The sequence below is a fragment of the Spongiivirga citrea genome (assembly GCF_010671565.1).
GTDB classification, from domain to species: domain Bacteria; phylum Bacteroidota; class Bacteroidia; order Flavobacteriales; family Flavobacteriaceae; genus Spongiivirga; species Spongiivirga citrea.
Genome location: NZ_JAABOQ010000001.1, coordinates 562950 through 580752, shown reverse-complemented (window position 1 = coordinate 580752; position 17803 = coordinate 562950). Strand labels below are relative to the sequence as shown.

Genomic DNA, 17803 nt, shown 5'->3' with positions numbered 1-17803 from the left:
TAATGAAAAAGAATGATGAATTTTATGTGTCTTATATAGACAGAAGCTTAGGTCCTAAAACAAAAACTACACTAAAACGATTTTCCATAATTGCGTTGGCAACAATTGTAATTGGGGCGTTGTTATTTAGCTTTTTTCAGAAGCCTTTTAAAAACAGTACGTTCGAACTTACAAGTGCTACAAATATTACTGGAACCTATTACGAAAAGCCTTATCCCATGCTTAGGGTTGAGGTAGCTGAGAATACTTTTAAAAATATTTTGCTTTTAGGTTTTGGCAAATCAAGCGCCAACCCTTATTTGGAAAAACTTCAAAAGGAAGTTAAAGATTTAAACGGGAAAAACGTAAGTATTGAAGGTAATCTCATTTATTATAATGGGAAGACACTCATTCAAATTACGGATGACGAAAAAGTAATCTTGGAGAGTTCTTCAAAAAAACGACTACCTGAAAAGGAAGTGATCAGTAAAATGACATTAACCGGCGAGATCATCGATCCTAAATGTTATTTCGGTGTCATGAAACCAGGTAAGGGAAAAATTCATAGAAGTTGTGCTGTTCGGTGCGTTTCGGGTGGTATTCCACCTGTGTTAGCAACCACAGATAAAAATAACATTTCGGAGTATTTTTTAATCACAGATTTAAATGGGAAACCTATCAATAAAGACATACTTGAATACATAGGAAAACCATCTGAAATAACAGGAATTGTTGAAAAAATGGAAGACTGGTCCATTATAAAAATACAGGTATCCGATATCCGAGAATTAGACAAGAAATCATCCATATATTAAATTATTCCTTTTTTATAATTCTTTGGAAAATAACACATACGAATCTTCTAAAGAATTGAAAGCTAAGGCGGATGAAAACCGCAAAAAACTAAACTAATCTACTGTTTATTGACTTAAATAATATTATGACTATAATAACATATTTGTTCTTAGGATTTATAACGGCAATCATTGGTGCTTTACCATTAGGCACTACTAACGTGGCTGTTATAAACACAACTATAAAAGAGAATATTCAAAGCGCATTAAAAATTGTCTATACCGCTGCTCTCGCAGAACTAATTCTCGTGTTAATTGCGCTCAATTTTAACATGCAAATTGAAAATTTTGTAGATATGAATATTTGGATACAATATGGAATTGCGGTGTTATTATTACTGGTAGGTATTATTCTTATTTTAGGAAGGAAAGAATGCGTTAAAGATGAAAATGAAGAATGCATTATTATTAAAAAAAGAAGATTTCAAATTTCAAAGCAAACGCTCGGATTCATACTTGGATTGGTTAATCCTACAGTATTGATTTATTGGATTTTAGTAATTTCATTTTTAAATAATAGAATGATTTACTTCGACGTAAATGTTGGATATACATTATTAATCCTATTTATTATTGGTGTTTTTTCAGGAAAAGTAATTACGCTTTACGGTTATGGAAAATTTAGTCATATGTTAAAGGTAAGAATGAAAAATATCACAACAAGGATTAATAGGGTTATAGGCGTTCTATTAGTTTGCATTTCAATTTTCCAGTTTACTAAACTATTTTATTACTAATCCTTCGTCAATAAATTACATCTGCTGGTTTGGTCTTAAAGTGTATACACAAACCTAAAAGTCACAAATCGCGGTTGAATAAAAGTTTCTGAAGTAAATACTGATAAATTATTTGCACTATTTCGAACCTGTGAATCAATATCAAGAATATTGGTTGCCTTTAGTTCATATTCCCATTTAGCGTCACGATCTTTTCTATAAGCAAGAGTAGCATCCCAATTTTGAAAAGACTGTGAATTACCATTACCAAGATCTTGATTAGTATAAGTGTAGTTGGTGCGGAATGTTACTTTTTTCCATATATATGCATCAAACTCTACTGAAGGAGCATTTGTTCTGAAAGTTGTCTTACGCCCACCTTGATTATTGTCAGTTACACTGTAGCGATATCTTACATTAATGTTTGGCGCTACTTTAAAATTTGTTCTAAGACCTGGAGTATAGCTTTGCGTAAAGCCCTCGTTTAATGACTGTTGTCCTTGAATAAACTGGTTGATTTTACTGTAGTTAAAACTAGCCCGTAATTCAGCTCTTATTTTGCCAAAAGTTCTTTGTACACGGCCAAATACATTAACATTTTCATCAGCAAAACTAGAATTGAAAAAAGTACTTGTTCTAATGACATTTTCAAAACTGGTCAAACTTCGTATCTGATCTATATTGCTTGAGTAGGCCGCTCTGGCAAATACATTGGTATAATTAAATAGATTGAAACTACTATAAAACAAACTTACATTATGCGATAGCGCATTTTGAAGATCAGGTTCACCAAACTGAATACTATTAAAATTATTCAAAACCAATCCTTGCGCTAATCGAGTGACATCTGTAAATTGATTTCGCATATCATATCGCAGGGTTAATGATTCACTCTTTTTTAACTGTATTCTGGTTTCAAAGTCTGGTAAGACGCGAAAGAAATTATCCTTAAATGTTTCGCCAAATTGGGTATTCTTGTTCCCATAGGAATGTAATGAAAAACCTGGGGTAATAGTGAATTTTCCTGTTTTTAAGCGGTAATGAAATCCCATGTAGAGATCGCTAAAATTATACTCTGTATCGTTTGTCGCCCGACCATTATTAATAGTCGGAGTCGGATTAAAAAGGGATCCATCTCCTAGAAATTGAAAAATATTGGAATTAAACTCTTGGTTACTCAAGATCGTTCCAAGCGTTATGTTGAGGTTGCTTTTTTGATTGATCAGATAATAATAATCTAATTTGGCATCTAATTGATTTGACTTAATTCGCCTGTTTTGTCCTAGGTCATAATTGGTTAAAGAGGTGTCTATACCTAAAGCTTCAGCAGTGGTGTCAAATGCATCAGGACCATTGGGGTCATTTACCAAGAGTGCATTGTAAAATGGATCTTCATCTTTTAGTAAATGTTGTGCCTCAAAGGCAAATATATTTTTTTCGTTAAGGGTGTAGTAATAATTTAAGTTCTGATTCACACTAAACGGAGTCACTTCATCAACTTGAGTAGTATTGCCAATAACTGATGAAAAAAGATTCTGATTTTGTCTGTCATTCGATATTCGTCCCAACACATCATAATCTAATTGATTACTAAGGTTGGGTTGGTAAGATGCACTTAGTTTTAATAATCCTTGATTAGAACGTTCCTTACTTGACTGCTCCGTAGCTTCGTCAGGAATGCCCAAGTCAGGATTGGTGTACTGTACAAAACTCGTTTCTCTAGAAAGAATACGACTTGAGTTGTATATCAAGAATCCACTTAAATCTAATGCTTTAGTAGGAGAATAGCTAAAATTACCTGTTGCTAATTTATTTTCAATCTCAAGGGCATTACCCTGAGTTGTCAAGAAGTTAAGACTGTTATTTCCAAGATTGATATTGGTCCCACTACTTCTGCTAGGTGCCCTAAATCCACCACCGAAGTTTCGTATATCGCGTCGCGTTAAAGCAGCTTCTCCAGTATTGTTAAGGTCTCCTATAAAATTAAGACTATAGTTCGGGCTGTAATAAAACAACTTGGGTTGTAATACATACAATTCATTATCGGGTGAGATACCTCCACCTGCAGTAATATTACCAAACCAGAAGTTCTCTTTTCCTTCTTTAAGTTTGATATTTAAGGCTACATTATCTTGATTATTGGTTACTCCACGTAGTTGTCCGACTTCGGAATAATTTCGGAGTACTTGTATTTTATCTACTGCTTTTGATGGGATATTTTTTGTCGCTAATTTGGTGTCGCCATCAAAAAAGTCTTTGCCGTTAACCATTAATTTGTTGACTACTTTCCCTTCAACTTCGACCTGCCCATCTTCATTGATTTCTACACCTGGTAGTTTTTCCAGCACATCTTCTAGTTTTCGTTCACTTCCATTTTTGAAGGAGTCCGCATTGTAAACAATGGTATCCCCTTTAACTTGCACTGGCATCTCATATATGACTTCGACTTCATCTAACGCATTATCAGGTGTCATTATAAAATCTTTCTTGATATCGACCTCTTTTGTAGTTACAACCTCTTTCAGGGTTTTCATCCCTACGTAACTTATTTGAATTTCGTAGGTAGCGTTTGTAGTCAACTCTAGCCTATATCGACCTGCTTCACTAGTAATACCGAAAGATTCTAATGCCTTTGTTTTTTGATTTATAGCAATGACATTTGCTAGTTCTAAAGGAGTTTTTAAACTGTCTCTTACGAAGCCTTCAATTTTTATTTGGGCCTGAGCAATGCTCGCTACGAAAAGAAGTGCGACGCAAAGAAAATGTTTCATAGTAATGTCTTAGGTACTAGTTTGATGAAAATGTATGCTACAAAAATTATCGACTTCTTCTGCGTCCACGATTATTTGCCATTTCCCTCATCTTACCGACTATGGTTTCTTGGTAGCTATCTTTGGTTATTTCCTTTCCTTTTTTAGGAGCTTCGATTTTAATTTTTTCTTTAGGATTCATTACAATTTTAGAGCATAGCATTGTAGTGTTACCAGCGCTTACCTCTAAAATTAAACCAGGCAATCCCCAAAATTCAGCTGGACCGTGACCTACAGGAACTTGTGGCGTATACCAAGCTTCAACTTCCGTCATTTTTATTTCGGGCTCTGTATTTGTAGAATCGCCTTCTTTTTTGGCTTGTTGTCTTAATTTACCCCAAGAGAAATTATACCAAGTCAATTCATCCGTTGGCACGGTAGCAGTAGCCTTGAAACAAGTATATTGGCCTATTTGCTTTGTTTCAGAACCCATTTTCCATTCGAATTTTTGCAGCTTATCTTTTACCAAAAATTGTTTGCCATAAAATTCTTGCTGTTGGACTAAGGCATTTTCTTTTACATTTTTATAAGATTCTCCTTGTGAGAAATTTTTACCCCAAGAGTCGGTAGCTCCAGAGATGGCATCCAACTTCTCTTCTTCATTAAATACTGATTCCTCTTTATTGAAGTTAAGAACAAACGTTTTTTCAAGTCGATTTTTAAGGCGCGCCATGATCTGTTTTTTCTGAGCTTCACTCATTCTAGCTCCCCAACTACCTAAATCCATAGTCGATTTGGCAAAATAGGTGGCTTGCCCCTGAAACTCCTGAGGAGCTGGTTTGTTAGACATTAATAAAACAAGGGAAAGGAGACTGAATTTAAATAGAAGTGATTTCATGACCTTAATCTAAAGTTGGTTATTTTGTTTAACGAATTTAATCAATAGTGAAACAAATAGATGGTATTTACCAAAACATTAACATGCAAAGTCGAAGGATGAGGTAAAAGCAGGTATCAGATTTATATTTGATAAAGAGAAAACTGTCGACTAAAAACTAACAAGCTTTTAACTTGATATCCATCAAATAAAAGCTATTTTGCCTCTTACCTAAAACAACAACTATTTTATTCAAACTATGAGAAGATACCTGATTCTTGTAATACTGTTCGCGACCTCATTCACTTTTGGGCAGCAAAATCCCATTTTCGAAAGACTTACAGCCATTGCAAATGGGGGAACGGTTTATTTTAATATTGATGGTTACAGTATTACAAAAGAAACTTTGAATTACCCGTTTACGGAAAAAGGACTTAAGAAAATCTACCGTAAGTATAAGGTTAAGAAAGATGATCCTAAAACTAAAGATGTGGCAATTGCAAATCAGAATTTTTATGTGACTAACAATGACGTATTAACAGATGGTATTGTTCAAAAAAACTCATTTTACTTTTTGGAGAATGAGAAGAAAAGAGTTGATATCATTCGATTTAGTAATATTAATAAGCGGGATAAGTCGTTTGAAGGAAAAATGCTGGATTTGATCATTAATAATAAGATTCCAAAATCAAACTTTTCGCCTACTTCGACGGACAGTATCAATTTTGCGGGAAGACAGATTAAATTAGGAGGTGTTTGTCGTTGGATGGATGTGAATTCTGTTCAATGCCCAGGTCATGGACAGATGAATTGGTCGGTTTACAAGGACCTAGAAAGTGCTAAAAATGCAATTCAATATCAATTCGAAATTACTAAGGCTAAAAGAGGAGGGAAGGTCATTTCGGAAGAAGAGGTTGATATTGTTTTTGAAGGAGAGGAAGTGAAAGCAAAAAAAGTAGTTTATGATTTTAAAGGAATTAAATCGCTCCTAGCAAGTATGTCTGGCGGTGAAACCCTAACTATCTATTATGTTGCAGCTCCCGTTCGCGGCAATTATGTAGGCTGTGTACTAAGCCATTGGAATAACGATCAAATTGAAGAAAATGGATTGCCATTATTGTTGGGCGAGGTAATGGAGTTAAAATAGTTAAGAAACTATAAGAAATAATTTAGGCTGTAACTCGTTGATATAGTTACGGTTTGTTTTTTTTTGTTAAAAAAAATAAAAAAGCAAGTAGGAATATTAGGATTTCGATTGTTATACTATTGAACACTAATTTTAAATACATAAATATGAATTCCCCAAACTTTAAATTTTTAAAAGTTGTTTTTGTTGCCCTTTTATTAGTATTATCTACTTCATGTAGTGATGATGATGGACCAGTTGCAAGTATTACTGTCAATGAAGGACCATCTGGTGATATAGGAGGCGATTTTACCGGTAACGGAGGAAATGCTGCTAGAACAATTAGCTGGAGCAATAGTTTAGCAACAGCAGACTATAACGCTGACATTACTAGTTCAGCGGTTGGTATTTTTCAGATGGTTGTTGTTGATGCTGAAGGAAATACAGTGCTTGACCGATCACTTAATGGAGATGTTGAGCCAGACTCTTTTTCTGGAGTAACTGCTGCTGGTACTCCAGGAGATTGGACAGTAACCATAACAATTACTAATTTTAACGGAGATGGTAGTTATTCCCTGAGCGAAGGAAACTAAAATCAAAATATAAGTTTATTGAAAGCCTTATGATTTAAATCGTAAGGCTTTTTTATTTAAAGTTGGTTTGGGCCTGATTCTTTGGATTAATGCAACCTATTTTTGCTTAAATTATATTGTTTAGTTTTAGGCTAATTTCAATTTGGCCAAATGAAGCTAAAAGTCTGCCTTATTCAAGATAGTCCTGTTTTTTTCGACAAGGGAAAAACTATCCAAAAAATAGAAGATCTTACTCAAAAGCATGCAAGCGATGGCTGTCAATTAATAGTATTTCCAGAATCGTTTATTCCAGGATATCCACGTGGGTTTTCCTTTGGTGCGGTAATAGGTAGTAGAACGGATGAGGGTCGTGAACTATACAACGAGTACTATAAAAACAGTATTGACTTAGAAAGTGATGATCTAAAACGGCTAGAGAAACTTGCCAAAAGCACCAATACCTATCTTGTGATTGGTGCTACTGAGAAACAAAATGCTAACGGAAGTTTATTTTGTTCCATGCTCTACATTTCTCCAAAAGTTGGATTGTTAGGTGTACACCGAAAAATTAAACCAACGGGAACAGAACGGCTTATATGGGCAGAAGCAGGAGCAGAGTCTTTAGTAACTTTTCAAACTAATATCGGCAAGTTAGGTGGACTTATTTGTTGGGAAAACTATATGCCGCTCGCTCGAATGTCGATGTATCAAAAAGGCGTAGAAATTTACATAGCACCAACTGCCGATTCAAGAGAAGCGTGGACAGCTACCATGCAGCAAATTGCGTTAGAAGGCAGATGCTTTGTTTTAGGTTGTAATCAATATTTTACAAAATCAATGTTACCTGATCGGTATCAGCCGCTTGCTAAAGACGAGACTGAAGCAATGTGTCCTGGCGGTAGTGTAATTGTTTCCCCCTTAGGAAAAGTTATTGCGGGCCCTGTCTTTAATGAAGCAAAAGCTTTAATTACCGAGATTGATCTTGAAGATGTGACGCGCAGCAAATTGGACTTTGATGTTACTGGTCATTACTCCCGTAATGATCTGTTTAATTTTGAGGTGCAGGGGCAACCAGAAATTGAAGATGAAAATAAAAGTTAGTCTCGTTTTTGTAACAAAAAGAGTTTTGCTCACACTTATTTGGTAACTAAACTACGCTTTAATGAAAGAGATCATACCATATACAAACAACATGCAGGCTGTGGAATCCTTAGATAACGGAGGCCGCTTTTTTAACGTATTTACTAAAGAAGATGATGGTGTTATTAGCCAAGCTGAACTTAGCAAGGTAGCTGGTTTTTTAAGTGGTAAACAAGAAATGATTCTACATTTAGAAATGTTGCTATCTGAGCTTAGTGTTAGTAGTAAGAATAATGTACTATCAAAATTGGATGATACCTTGAAACTCGCTTACCAAAAATATCAGCCAAAACATATGACTGTTGCTGCGGCAATTGATCACGGCAAGCTATCATCAAGTATTATTATTGAAGGCGTTCCAAAGTTAGTGGACAGTCAAACTGAATTTAATGGTTTTATTATGATTCCAATTATGACTGGTAAAGTAACCACCTTTAGCATGATTCCTATTATTGACCAGTTCGATGTATACGAAGTGCGGGACGAGATTTCAGATACTAAAGTGATAATAGCACATGCCAAGGGGCATCAAAAGCTTCCAGAAACTAAGTTATCTATCGGTGGTGTTTTAAAGGAGCTAAAAAAATCCAAAGCTGAAAAAGGTACGACTAGTAAATACTTAGAAACGTATTATCACTCGATGCTTAAACAGAAGGTTTGAAACACATTAGGGGTTTTATAAATTCGGAAGTCCTGTGGACTGGCAATCAATTTGGATTAGAACAATTTGAAATACCTTTAATCGATCTTCAAACATTCAAGACTAAACCAATTCCTACCAATCTTCGATTAGGACATCAAATAGAACATATTTTCACGCAACTGCTTCATCATTGCAATGAATATGAGTTACTAGCACATAGTATTCAAATAAAAAATGGGAATGATACGATAGGCGAATTGGATTATTTAATACAATCCGCGGATGAAAATCAACGGACTATTCATCTGGAACTTAGCTATAAATTCTACCTATTAGACCCCGATATTTCCGAACCGATTCATCGTTTGGTAGGGCCGAATCGACGAGATATGTTTTTTACAAAATTGGATAAAACCAAAGACAAACAGCTTCCTTTACTATTTACAGATCATTCTAAGCGAACCTTAATTGGTAAAGGGCTTCCCACAGAAAATATTGAACAGCAAGTTTGTTTTAAGGCACAATTATTTGCTCCTTATGGGCAGAAATCACCATCTATTCGACCACTAAACACCAATTGTATTGTTGGTTACTGGCTGAGGTTTTCTGATTTTGAAAATGGAGATTTTAAGGCTAACCGTTTCTATTTGCCTAGAAAGTATGAATGGTTGCATAATCCTCACGCTCTAGTAAAATTCAGTAGCTATTTCGATACTTTGATGGAGATTAACCTTCAGCACTTAAATGAACGTGCTCCTATGGTCTGGATGAAAAAACCAGATGGAACTATGGAAAAGTTTTTTGTTGTTTGGTGGGGCTAAATCAGTAGGCAGTGTTCAGTTGGCAGTAGCAGTTTGCAGTCTCACCTTGCCTGAAAATGGTTGCTTTTTTGATAAACCTCAAAGCTCCTCCCTTTAATAAAGGGAGGTGTCCAACACAGTTGGACGGAGGGATTCTACCGTAGACCAATTTAAATTAGAAAAAGCCCGACACATCTCCCTTTTCTTCTGCAAGCGAAATTCATTCCCCTCTTTACTAAAGAGGGGAGCTTAAAATGTTACAATAAAAATATCTGAAACCCAAAAACCCCTCCGCAGAGCAGAGGGGCATCAGCCATAAGCCGATAGAACGGTTGTTCTTTTTCTTGACCTGTTTCCAGGTTATTTACTTATAATCTTATATTTAATTCAAGATCTTCTTTCGCTACTTCAAATTTAGCTGAATCAAATTGTGGTGGACCAAAACTCATATCATTGCCACTCATTCCGTATGACTCCTTTGGCATCCCGCTGGCATCATAATCCATTTTTTGATTTTCATTTGCATCGTGCAATAACATGATTGCGTATGTTCCTGGAGTTACATTTTTAAAAGTAACTGTCACTTTACCTTCTTCAATTTTAGCTTCTGCATTTTGTATGCCGGGGCCTTTCATAAATGTATCGACTGTATGAAGCGCATACATGGCTTTTCCTTCGTTGTTGTTAAAGTTGTCTGTTGCTACAGTAATTGTAATTCCTTCTGTTTTTTCTTGTGCGAAACTGGTTAATGTTGCTAGTGCCAATGCGAAAATTAATGTTAGTTTTTTCATGATTTAGTTTTTAATGATTGATAATTAATTAGTGTTCGTTCTTTGTTAATGACATGTCAAATATCAACACATTGTTCGATCTTGAGAAAAAGGAAATACCGAATTGTAGTTTTTGTAGGATGAGTTGTCAGATTCAGTATGCAGCCCTCAGTGGCAGTATGCAGTTTTCAATCTAGCTACTTCGTTAAGATAGATTCTATTGGATATTTTTCTCTGTGAGTCTCAGCGAAAAATCTGAGCAACTCTGTGAAATAACTCATGAAATGAAGGTTAGCAAAAGCTTCTCGATACATTTTTTATTTCCTTATCAGTCAATAAAAACCACTCGAAGTGACATATCTAAAAAAATGGAATTTGAAACTTTGTTATTTACGTACAGTGGTCAACCTATATCAGGGGCATTCAGATACTGCAGACTGAAGACTGCCACTGCCAACTGTTATAACAAGCCTCTAGCCTTAATCTCCAAATACTTGTTAATTGTATTAATGGTAAGATCTTCTGGCTCGGTTAAAATGGAGTAGATACCGTATTTTTTCAACTCATTTACAATAAGTCGTTTCTCGTAGGCGAATTTTTCAGCGATTACCTTATCATAGACTTGTTGTGTTGTTTTCGCCTCGTTTTTAATAAGCTCATTTAGCTCAGTGTTCTTAAAAAAGATAACAACCAGTAAATGATTTTTAGCAAGTCCTTTTAAATAGGGTAGTTGGCGATTTAATCCGTCAAGTGTTTCAAAGTTGGTATATAATAAGAGTAAACTTCTGTGTGATATATTTTTCTTAATGTCAGCATAGAGCCTTCCGAAATCCGATTCATAGAAGTCCGTTTCCACATTGTACAAAGCTTCCATGATCAAGTTCATTTGTGAATTGCGGCGCTCTGCCACCACCATATTCTCCACCTTTTTAGAAAAGGCGAACATTCCTGCTTTATCTTGTTTTTTTGTAGCGACGTTGCTAATCACAAGCGTCGCATTAATAGCATAATCCAAAAGACTTAATCCCTCAAATGGCATTTTCATTAAACGCCCTTTGTCGATTACTGAATAAACGGGTTGTGATTTTTCATCTTGAAATTGATTAATCATTAACTGATTTTTCTTCGCAGTAGCCTTCCAATTGATCGTACGGATATCGTCACCTAGAACATATTCTTTTATTTGTTCAAACTCCATCGTATGACCCAGACGACGGATTTTTTTAATACCGTATTGCAATAAATTATTGCTAATTGCTAGCAGGTCATATTTTTTTAATTGAATAAAAGAAGGGTAGGTAGGCACCATTTCCTGATCATCAAAAATGAAACGACGACTTACAAGGCCGATTGCAGAGCTGATGTAAATGTTTAATTTTCCAAAGTGATACTCTCCACGCTCCGTAGGCCGCAATTCATATTCTATTGCTTTATTACTCGATGCATCTATTGCCCGCTTTACGCTGAAATTTCGAACCTGAAATTGCTCAGGAATTTCATCAATAATCTTGGCATGAACCTTAAAGGTGTAATAGTTGGTTATGGTTACTGTAATGGGATTGTTGTCACCATTTGAAAACTTTTCCGTTGTTGTTCGTTTACCTAAAATTCCTTTCCTAGTGGCAAATAAAATAATGATGTCGAGTATGGTGAAAATGACCAAAGCGACCAACAACCATTTCACCACATTAAATAGTTGTGGGTATATATAGCTGGCAATAAACAGGGCAAATATGCCAATACAGCAATAAAAAAAGCTGTTGTTTATATAAAGTGCTTTAATCGTTTTTAGCATAACTAGTTTTAGCGAGGTATTTCTACCGCATCAATAATTTGTCTAATTATTTGTTTTGCACTGATTCCTTCCATCTCACGCTCTGGAGTCACGATCACACGATGTTGTAATACAGGTATAGCTGCTCTTTTAATATCTTCAGGAGTCACAAAATCTCGACCTTCAATTGCCGCAAAACCTTTTGATGATGCCAAAATTGCTATCGATGCACGTGGTGAGGCGCCTAGGAATAAAAACGGATTGCTTCGCGTATTTACAATTAGCTGTGCGATATAAGTTAATAGGTGTGGTTCAACAATAATCTCATTGACTAGGCCTTGAAATTTTTCAATTTTCTCTTTTGTTAGATGCGATTGTACTTTACCTAATTTGTTTGCGCCCTTTAACGCATGCTCTCTTGTTAGTATTTCTACTTCTTCATCAAGATTCGGATAATCGACATCAACTTTAAATAGGAAACGGTCTAACTGTGCTTCTGGAAGTCTGTAAGTTCCTTCTTGCTCAACTGGGTTTTGAGTTGCCAATACCATAAAAGGAGAATCCAATACATACTTAGAACCATCGATAGTGATTTGACGTTCTTCCATTACTTCGAACAATGCTGCTTGCGTTTTTGCAGGAGCACGGTTAATCTCGTCAATTAGGATCATATTAGAGAAAATCGGACCTTTTTTAAACTCAAATTCCGATTTTTTCATATCGAAAATTGAAGTTCCTAAAATATCAGAAGGCATTAAATCGGGCGTGAATTGAATTCTACTAAAACCAACATCTAATGATCTTGCTAATAGCTTTGCTGAGATTGTTTTTGCTACACCAGGCACACCCTCAATAAGTGCGTGTCCTTTTGCTAACATCGCAACGATAAGCATATCGACCATTTCTTTTTGGCCAACGATAACCCGGCCTATTTCTGCGCGGATTGATGCAATTCCTTCTTGCAATTCGCTTAGATCTATTCTATTCTGAAAACTAAGATCATCACTAGCTGGAGTGATTTCCGGTACATTACCAACAGGTGGTATCGGATTTATTTCTTGTTTGTTTTCTTCTGGTTGTGCTCCTTCTTGATGTTCCATAGTATGCTAGTTGCTATAAAAATTTTCAATGTTTTTATTAATCCGAAGTAAATCGTCTTCTGAACAGTATTTTTTTCCTTTTAGTTGTGCGATCAACTTAAAAAGTCGCGCTATTTGTTCTCTATCCTTGCCCGATTTCATAGCGAGGTTTTTAACGAACTTATCGTCCATTACCTGAGTGTTGAGGTAATAGGTACGTCTAATGTTTTCTAGAAAATAAGTGATCTTTTTATCAACTAAATTATTGTGATTCTTACTTTCATAATACAAATTACCAATGGTTTTGGTAAATGCAATGGTAGTGTTTTCTAGTGGTTTAATGACCTTTACGATACGCTGACGACGCTTAGCATTAAAGATCATGAAAATTAATAAGGCAACAAGACCAAATTGCCAAGCCCAACGAAGTGGCGGCTGATTCATGATAAATCGCAGTTCGTTGTCACCAAGTTCATCGCCAACTCGGTTTACCGACGCAAAATACACGGCACCATCTGGAATATAAGAAAGCGCAGCTTCAGCATATTTTTTATTCTCATTTTTCAGTAAATGATAATTGGTAAAGGTTGCTGGTTGAAGATGTAAAAAGATTGAACCTTTTTTATTAAAATCAACTTTTACAAAATTTACACGAGTAGTATCGTGTGATGTTAGTTTGTGATACCCTAAAACCGTTGTCGTTGTGGTGTCAAGTGTTGTAAAGTAACTTTGGTTAAGCCCTCTATTGATATTTATAGAATCTTCTTTAAATCGACTATTAGCCAAAAGAAGTGCACCCTTCTTTGCCGGCTTATAATCTGTTTTTATATCAAGTTCTAGCGTATCTAATAAATAAGAAGAGGGGTAAGTGTTTGAAATAAAAATGGAATTCCCTTCATCAACAAACTTTAGCAATTCTTTGGTGGAATATTCATCCATATATCCACTAGTATTAATGGATAGGAATGTACCCTTAGCGTTAAAAGTACCTTCTTCCCAGTCGAACTCATTATCTAGAAATTCATAAGCCGTGCGACGTATGGTAACTACGGAGTCAATGCCCTCCATTTTAGGAAGCTGCTCCCTAAAAATCTTTAAACCAAAAGGTTTGCTATGCTGTTCGTTATAGCTAGGTCGCCAATCGACCGGTGTGGGTTGAGAGAATTCGATAGCAATAATGCCCACAAAGAAGAGTAGGAGTACGCCGATATATATGCGAGCTGTTTTGTTCATGCGGCAGTAGCTTTGATTAATGAATCAAAGGCCGCGCTTGCCTTTTTGAACTCGTCTTCGTTTACATCGAACTCACCATACCATATATAATTGTATAAGTAGGATGTATAGCCAAAATCCTTTTGTAAGTTTTTGTCTTTTAACTCATGTTGATAATCACTATTCGTTTTTTCAACATCATATTCAATAAGCTCCTTACTACTTAAATTTTTAAGCACCCAGAGGTAGTAATATCGAACAGCCAATCTATAATTCTTTTCTTCTTTAGCCTGTTTTACCAAAGCGATAAAATCGGTTTCATGAATATTCGTTTCCACATCAATGGCATTGACCACACCCTTGTCAGACGCTCTGCCAAATATCCAATTACCTTCATCATTCATGATGGCTCGTACAATAAAGTAGATTACAAGTCCTAATAAGGCAATTCCACCTATCCAATAAAGGATTCGTACAACGCCAGAAGCTGATGCATCTCTTTGCGCACCAAATAATTCGTCCCAAAACCTACGCCAGCTTTCTTTAAACCGGGCCCACCAACCTGTAGGATTGGTCTCACGGTCATATCGATATTCTTCTCCTTCGTAAATCTCATTTAAATCCTCTTGAAATTCTCGAGGAGATCGGGCTGAATTATCTTCTGCATCTTCTAAAACTGATCTGGGATCTTTTACATGGTGCAGGATGCTTTCTTCTTTTTCCTCAGTGTCAGGCTCAACAACTTCCTGGGCATAACTAATCTGTCCTACAAAAAGAAGTAGAGATAAAGGGATAATAATAAAATTGATATGTTTTAAAAACCTACTCACCCGCACCTATCTGGTCTATTACGCTATTGGTGTTAATGTGTTCAGTTTCTTCTTTATACGTATAAAAAACAAGGCTTTGATTTATTTGGAGAATCAAGCCGCAAAAGGTCTGTACCACAAAACTAATGGCATAGGTAACTACCATTACCGTTATCATAATGGCTGAGGAATCTGCTACGTCCATTTGTGCTTCCGGAGTCATGGTATAAATGCCGGCTCCGGTAAAGATAGATTGTACAAAACCAAATCCTAACTGAACGATATAGGACATAAAAAGCAGAATACCTAAGCAACCCACGGCATGAACAAACTTATTGCCGATTACACTGAAACTATACCCCATGGAATCAAAAATACCTTTTTCGCCTCTTATGTATTCCATTAGCATCGAGTGAAAAAAGAGCATGGGTATAGCTAATACAACTGGTATTAGCAAAATACCAACAATAGTTATCATCACGATAAACACCGCAATTCCTGTAGCAATGATTGTGGGAATTGAAAGTAAAAAAACGGATACTAAAACGAAAATGATCAATTTGCCAAACTTTGATTTAAAGCTTGCTAGTATTTCTTTAGTACTGAAATTAGGACCGCTGTTTTCTTCGTAAAGCCGAAAGTAAATCGGGGTAAATGAGTAGCTAACAAGTCCTGCGAAAATTGCGAAAAAGAAAAACAGAATTACCAGTACAATTGCTATTGGGCCATAATTATCTATAAATGTTTCGAATTCAGACTGCCCCCCGCCGTATAATGAACTCGTAAGTAGATTGGCGTAAAACTTTGAAAAGAAGTACATAAATGTCATTAACACCATTAAGAATATTCCGTTAATGATCAGGTAATGCTTAAAAAAATGCTTTCCGTTAAACTTTACAAAATCGAACGTATCACTAAAAAATGAACTAAAATCTCTTGATTTAAATAATTCCATACTGGGCATTAAATTTTCTTTTCACAATATGCGGATAGATCAAATAATAATATGATATCGCACTTAAGGTCACTAAAATTATGGTTACCGATCCCCAATTGGGCATGGTGTTATAATATCGGGTTATAAAGCCTTCTAGAAAGCCAGCAGCAATAGTAAAAGGCATGGTACTAATTAATATTTTAAAGCCATCGCGTAAACCGCGAACAAACGATATTTTTCTTGAATATGTCTTAGGAAACAAGATACTTGCACCTAGCATAAAACCAGCTGCGCCTTCGATTACGATAGCAAAAATCTCCATGCTGCCATGAATCCAAATAGCGCGAACACTCTCCCAAAATACACCTTGTTCATAAAAGAAGTATTGAAAAGAGCCAAGCATTATCCCATTTTTGAACATGACAAAACCAGTTCCTATGCCACCAAAAATACCCAAGAAGAAGTTGTAAATACCAACTCTTAAATTATTGAAGGTAATACCGAAGAAAGTCCCGAAATGACTACCACCTTTGTAAACAGCAGCGGGATCACCTTTTTCGATATTTTCTAAGGTCATGTTTACATAGTTATCTCCTAAGATCAATCGCACAAAAGAATCATCATTCATTGCCGAAACAACGCCAATGGTAACAAACAATCCGAAAACAAGAAAAGCGTATAAGACATAACGACGATATTCATGCATTAGCAGGGGAATTTCAGTTTTAAAGAAATGTACAAAGCGATTTTTGTCTTCTCGTTTGGTCTTGTATATTTTTTGAAAAGCCTTTGCCGCCAAATTGTTTAAATAGATTATTGTCTTACTTTTGGCGTAATAGGTTTGAGCGAAAGAAAGGTCATTCATTAACTGAATGTAAAGTGAAGCGAGCTCATCGGGATTTTTAAAATTATTGGTAAAAATCGCTTTTTCGAAATCGAGCCATTTTTCCTTATTTTGCTTAATAAATGCAGCCTCTCTCATACTGGGGCTAATGTAATACAATATATGTCAGAATTACAAGTAAACACTACACAAAATGTGAATTTAAACTTCACGGCAGCAACCGTAGGACATCGTATTCTTGCATTTATAATTGATTTTTTAATCATAGGAGCATATGTGTTTATTTCTCTCTATTTGCTCTTTAATGTTTTCAATTTTGATAGTTGGACTAGCGACTGGGATGGTTGGTCAAAAGGAACTGTTGTAACGATTGTATTACTACCTGCAATTTTTCATACTCTCTTATTCGAAATGTTATTAGAAGGGCAGACTGTAGGTAAGCGGGTCATGAAAGTAAAGGTGATTAAAATCGATGGGTATCAAGCCGGCTTTGCGGATTATATTGTGCGTTGGATGTTTCGCACCGTGGAGATTTATTTAGGAAGTGGTATTATCGGTATGCTGGCGATTGTGTTCAACGATAAAAACAGAAGGCTAGGGGATATCGCAGCCGGTACCGCAGTAATTCGCCTTAAAAATGATATTAATATTTCGCACACCATATTAGAGGAAATTCACGAGCAGTATCAACCGATGTTCCCTAGTGTGATACGACTGTCAGATCGTGATGCAACGATTATTAAAGACAGCTATCTTATTGCGAAGAAGAATAATGACTTGAATACTATTGTCAAACTTCGCAAGAAAATTGAAGAGGTGATCGATGTTAAAAATACCCTCTCATCCGACTATCATTTTATTGATACCATCTTAAAAGACTACAATTTTTACACCCAGCAGATGTGAGTTTGTTTGAGATTT

General features: G+C 35.7%; 17 protein-coding genes. 8 read left to right on the top strand and 9 right to left on the bottom strand.

The window, feature by feature from the left end; genetic code table 11:
• The first annotated feature begins 2 nt into the window (after positions 1–2).
• Positions 3–794, top strand: coding sequence for a hypothetical protein (locus GWK10_RS02620; protein WP_164029336.1), 792 nt, complete (start codon positions 3–5; stop codon positions 792–794).
• A gap of 125 nt (positions 795–919) precedes the next feature.
• Positions 920–1570 carry a LysE family transporter gene (locus GWK10_RS02615; protein WP_164029335.1) on the top strand — a complete coding sequence of 217 codons (651 nt, stop codon included), beginning with the start codon at positions 920–922 and terminating at the stop codon, positions 1568–1570.
• Between the two features lie 35 nt (positions 1571–1605).
• Here the strand turns inward: GWK10_RS02615 and GWK10_RS02610 are convergent, their stop codons facing one another.
• Together GWK10_RS02610 and GWK10_RS02605 are read right to left on the bottom strand one after the other, a co-directional pair.
• Positions 1606–4320 carry a carboxypeptidase regulatory-like domain-containing protein gene (locus GWK10_RS02610; RefSeq protein WP_164029334.1) on the bottom strand — a complete coding sequence of 905 codons (2715 nt, stop codon included), beginning with the start codon at positions 4318–4320 and terminating at the stop codon, positions 1606–1608.
• A gap of 46 nt (positions 4321–4366) precedes the next feature.
• Entirely contained in the window at positions 4367–5197 is an 831-nt protein-coding gene (locus tag GWK10_RS02605) for a GLPGLI family protein (RefSeq protein ID WP_164029333.1), read from the bottom strand.
• A 238-nt stretch (positions 5198–5435) separates the two neighbouring features.
• Here GWK10_RS02605 and GWK10_RS02600 point away from each other — a divergent pair, with 238 nt between their 5' ends.
• The 5 genes from GWK10_RS02600 (at position 5436) to GWK10_RS02575 (ending at position 9478) form a co-directional block, all read left to right on the top strand.
• On the top strand, positions 5436–6323 hold the full coding sequence (locus GWK10_RS02600) for a hypothetical protein (protein ID WP_164029332.1): 888 nt from the start codon (positions 5436–5438) through the stop codon (positions 6321–6323).
• A 146-nt stretch (positions 6324–6469) separates the two neighbouring features.
• Positions 6470–6895 (top strand): hypothetical protein, encoded by a 426-nt coding sequence (locus GWK10_RS02595; protein ID WP_164029331.1) that lies wholly within the window; start codon positions 6470–6472, stop codon positions 6893–6895.
• A 150-nt stretch (positions 6896–7045) separates the two neighbouring features.
• Positions 7046–7975: a carbon-nitrogen hydrolase family protein gene (locus tag GWK10_RS02590; RefSeq protein WP_164029330.1), complete on the top strand. Its 930-nt coding sequence runs from the start codon at positions 7046–7048 to the stop codon at positions 7973–7975.
• A 61-nt stretch (positions 7976–8036) separates the two neighbouring features.
• A complete protein-coding gene (locus GWK10_RS18390; protein WP_239540671.1) occupies positions 8037–8675 on the top strand; it encodes a hypothetical protein in 639 nt (212 codons plus the stop codon).
• Positions 8672–9478 (top strand): DUF1853 family protein, encoded by an 807-nt coding sequence (locus GWK10_RS02575; protein ID WP_164029329.1) that lies wholly within the window; start codon positions 8672–8674, stop codon positions 9476–9478. Before GWK10_RS18390 ends, GWK10_RS02575 begins: the two co-directional genes overlap by 4 nt.
• Before the next feature lie 347 nt (positions 9479–9825).
• On the opposite strand, the gene GWK10_RS02570 is transcribed toward GWK10_RS02575, so the two are convergent.
• From GWK10_RS02570 to GWK10_RS02540, 7 genes are all read right to left on the bottom strand, one after another.
• On the bottom strand, positions 9826–10248 hold the full coding sequence (locus GWK10_RS02570) for a DUF2141 domain-containing protein (protein WP_164029328.1): 423 nt from the start codon (positions 10246–10248) through the stop codon (positions 9826–9828).
• Between the two features lie 439 nt (positions 10249–10687).
• On the bottom strand, positions 10688–12022 hold the full coding sequence (locus tag GWK10_RS02565; RefSeq protein ID WP_164029327.1) for a DUF58 domain-containing protein: 1335 nt from the start codon (positions 12020–12022) through the stop codon (positions 10688–10690).
• An 8-nt stretch (positions 12023–12030) separates the two neighbouring features.
• Positions 12031–13101, bottom strand: a complete 1071-nt coding sequence (locus GWK10_RS02560) for an AAA family ATPase (RefSeq protein ID WP_164029326.1) — start codon at positions 13099–13101, stop codon at positions 12031–12033.
• Positions 13102–13107: 6 nt separating this feature from the next.
• Positions 13108–14313: a DUF4350 domain-containing protein gene (locus GWK10_RS02555; RefSeq protein ID WP_164029325.1), complete on the bottom strand. Its 1206-nt coding sequence runs from the start codon at positions 14311–14313 to the stop codon at positions 13108–13110.
• Complete coding sequence (locus tag GWK10_RS02550; protein ID WP_164029324.1) at positions 14310–15122, bottom strand: hypothetical protein; 813 nt, start codon at positions 15120–15122, stop codon at positions 14310–14312. The genes GWK10_RS02555 and GWK10_RS02550 overlap by 4 nt, the downstream gene beginning before the upstream one ends.
• Positions 15115–16056, bottom strand: coding sequence for a hypothetical protein (locus tag GWK10_RS02545; protein WP_164029323.1), 942 nt, complete (start codon positions 16054–16056; stop codon positions 15115–15117). Before GWK10_RS02545 ends, GWK10_RS02550 begins: the two co-directional genes overlap by 8 nt.
• Positions 16043–17020, bottom strand: coding sequence for a stage II sporulation protein M (locus GWK10_RS02540; protein ID WP_164029322.1), 978 nt, complete (start codon positions 17018–17020; stop codon positions 16043–16045). The genes GWK10_RS02545 and GWK10_RS02540 overlap by 14 nt, the downstream gene beginning before the upstream one ends.
• A gap of 24 nt (positions 17021–17044) precedes the next feature.
• Here GWK10_RS02540 and GWK10_RS02535 point away from each other — a divergent pair, with 24 nt between their 5' ends.
• Positions 17045–17788: an RDD family protein gene (locus GWK10_RS02535; RefSeq protein WP_164029321.1), complete on the top strand. Its 744-nt coding sequence runs from the start codon at positions 17045–17047 to the stop codon at positions 17786–17788.
• Positions 17789–17803: the final 15 nt, after the last annotated feature.

What these genes read in the sequence shown, in the direction of transcription:
- GWK10_RS02600 (WP_164029332.1), top strand. Translation starts at nt 5,436, where the DNA reads ATGAGAAGATACCTGATTCTTGTAATACTGTTCGCGACCTCATTCACT.
- GWK10_RS02570 (WP_164029328.1), bottom strand. Translation starts at nt 10,248, where the DNA reads ATGAAAAAACTAACATTAATTTTCGCATTGGCACTAGCAACATTAACC.
- GWK10_RS18390 (WP_239540671.1), top strand. Translation starts at nt 8,037, where the DNA reads ATGAAAGAGATCATACCATATACAAACAACATGCAGGCTGTGGAATCC.
- GWK10_RS02590 (WP_164029330.1), top strand. Translation starts at nt 7,046, where the DNA reads ATGAAGCTAAAAGTCTGCCTTATTCAAGATAGTCCTGTTTTTTTCGAC.
- GWK10_RS02535 (WP_164029321.1), top strand. Translation starts at nt 17,045, where the DNA reads ATGTCAGAATTACAAGTAAACACTACACAAAATGTGAATTTAAACTTC.
- GWK10_RS02560 (WP_164029326.1), bottom strand. Translation starts at nt 13,101, where the DNA reads ATGGAACATCAAGAAGGAGCACAACCAGAAGAAAACAAACAAGAAATA.
- GWK10_RS02615 (WP_164029335.1), top strand. Translation starts at nt 920, where the DNA reads ATGACTATAATAACATATTTGTTCTTAGGATTTATAACGGCAATCATT.
- GWK10_RS02620 (WP_164029336.1), top strand. Translation starts at nt 3, where the DNA reads ATGAAAAAGAATGATGAATTTTATGTGTCTTATATAGACAGAAGCTTA.
- GWK10_RS02555 (WP_164029325.1), bottom strand. Translation starts at nt 14,313, where the DNA reads ATGAACAAAACAGCTCGCATATATATCGGCGTACTCCTACTCTTCTTT.
- GWK10_RS02595 (WP_164029331.1), top strand. Translation starts at nt 6,470, where the DNA reads ATGAATTCCCCAAACTTTAAATTTTTAAAAGTTGTTTTTGTTGCCCTT.
- GWK10_RS02540 (WP_164029322.1), bottom strand. Translation starts at nt 17,020, where the DNA reads ATGAGAGAGGCTGCATTTATTAAGCAAAATAAGGAAAAATGGCTCGAT.
- GWK10_RS02565 (WP_164029327.1), bottom strand. Translation starts at nt 12,022, where the DNA reads ATGCTAAAAACGATTAAAGCACTTTATATAAACAACAGCTTTTTTTAT.
- GWK10_RS02545 (WP_164029323.1), bottom strand. Translation starts at nt 16,056, where the DNA reads ATGGAATTATTTAAATCAAGAGATTTTAGTTCATTTTTTAGTGATACG.
- GWK10_RS02605 (WP_164029333.1), bottom strand. Translation starts at nt 5,197, where the DNA reads ATGAAATCACTTCTATTTAAATTCAGTCTCCTTTCCCTTGTTTTATTA.
- GWK10_RS02610 (WP_164029334.1), bottom strand. Translation starts at nt 4,320, where the DNA reads ATGAAACATTTTCTTTGCGTCGCACTTCTTTTCGTAGCGAGCATTGCT.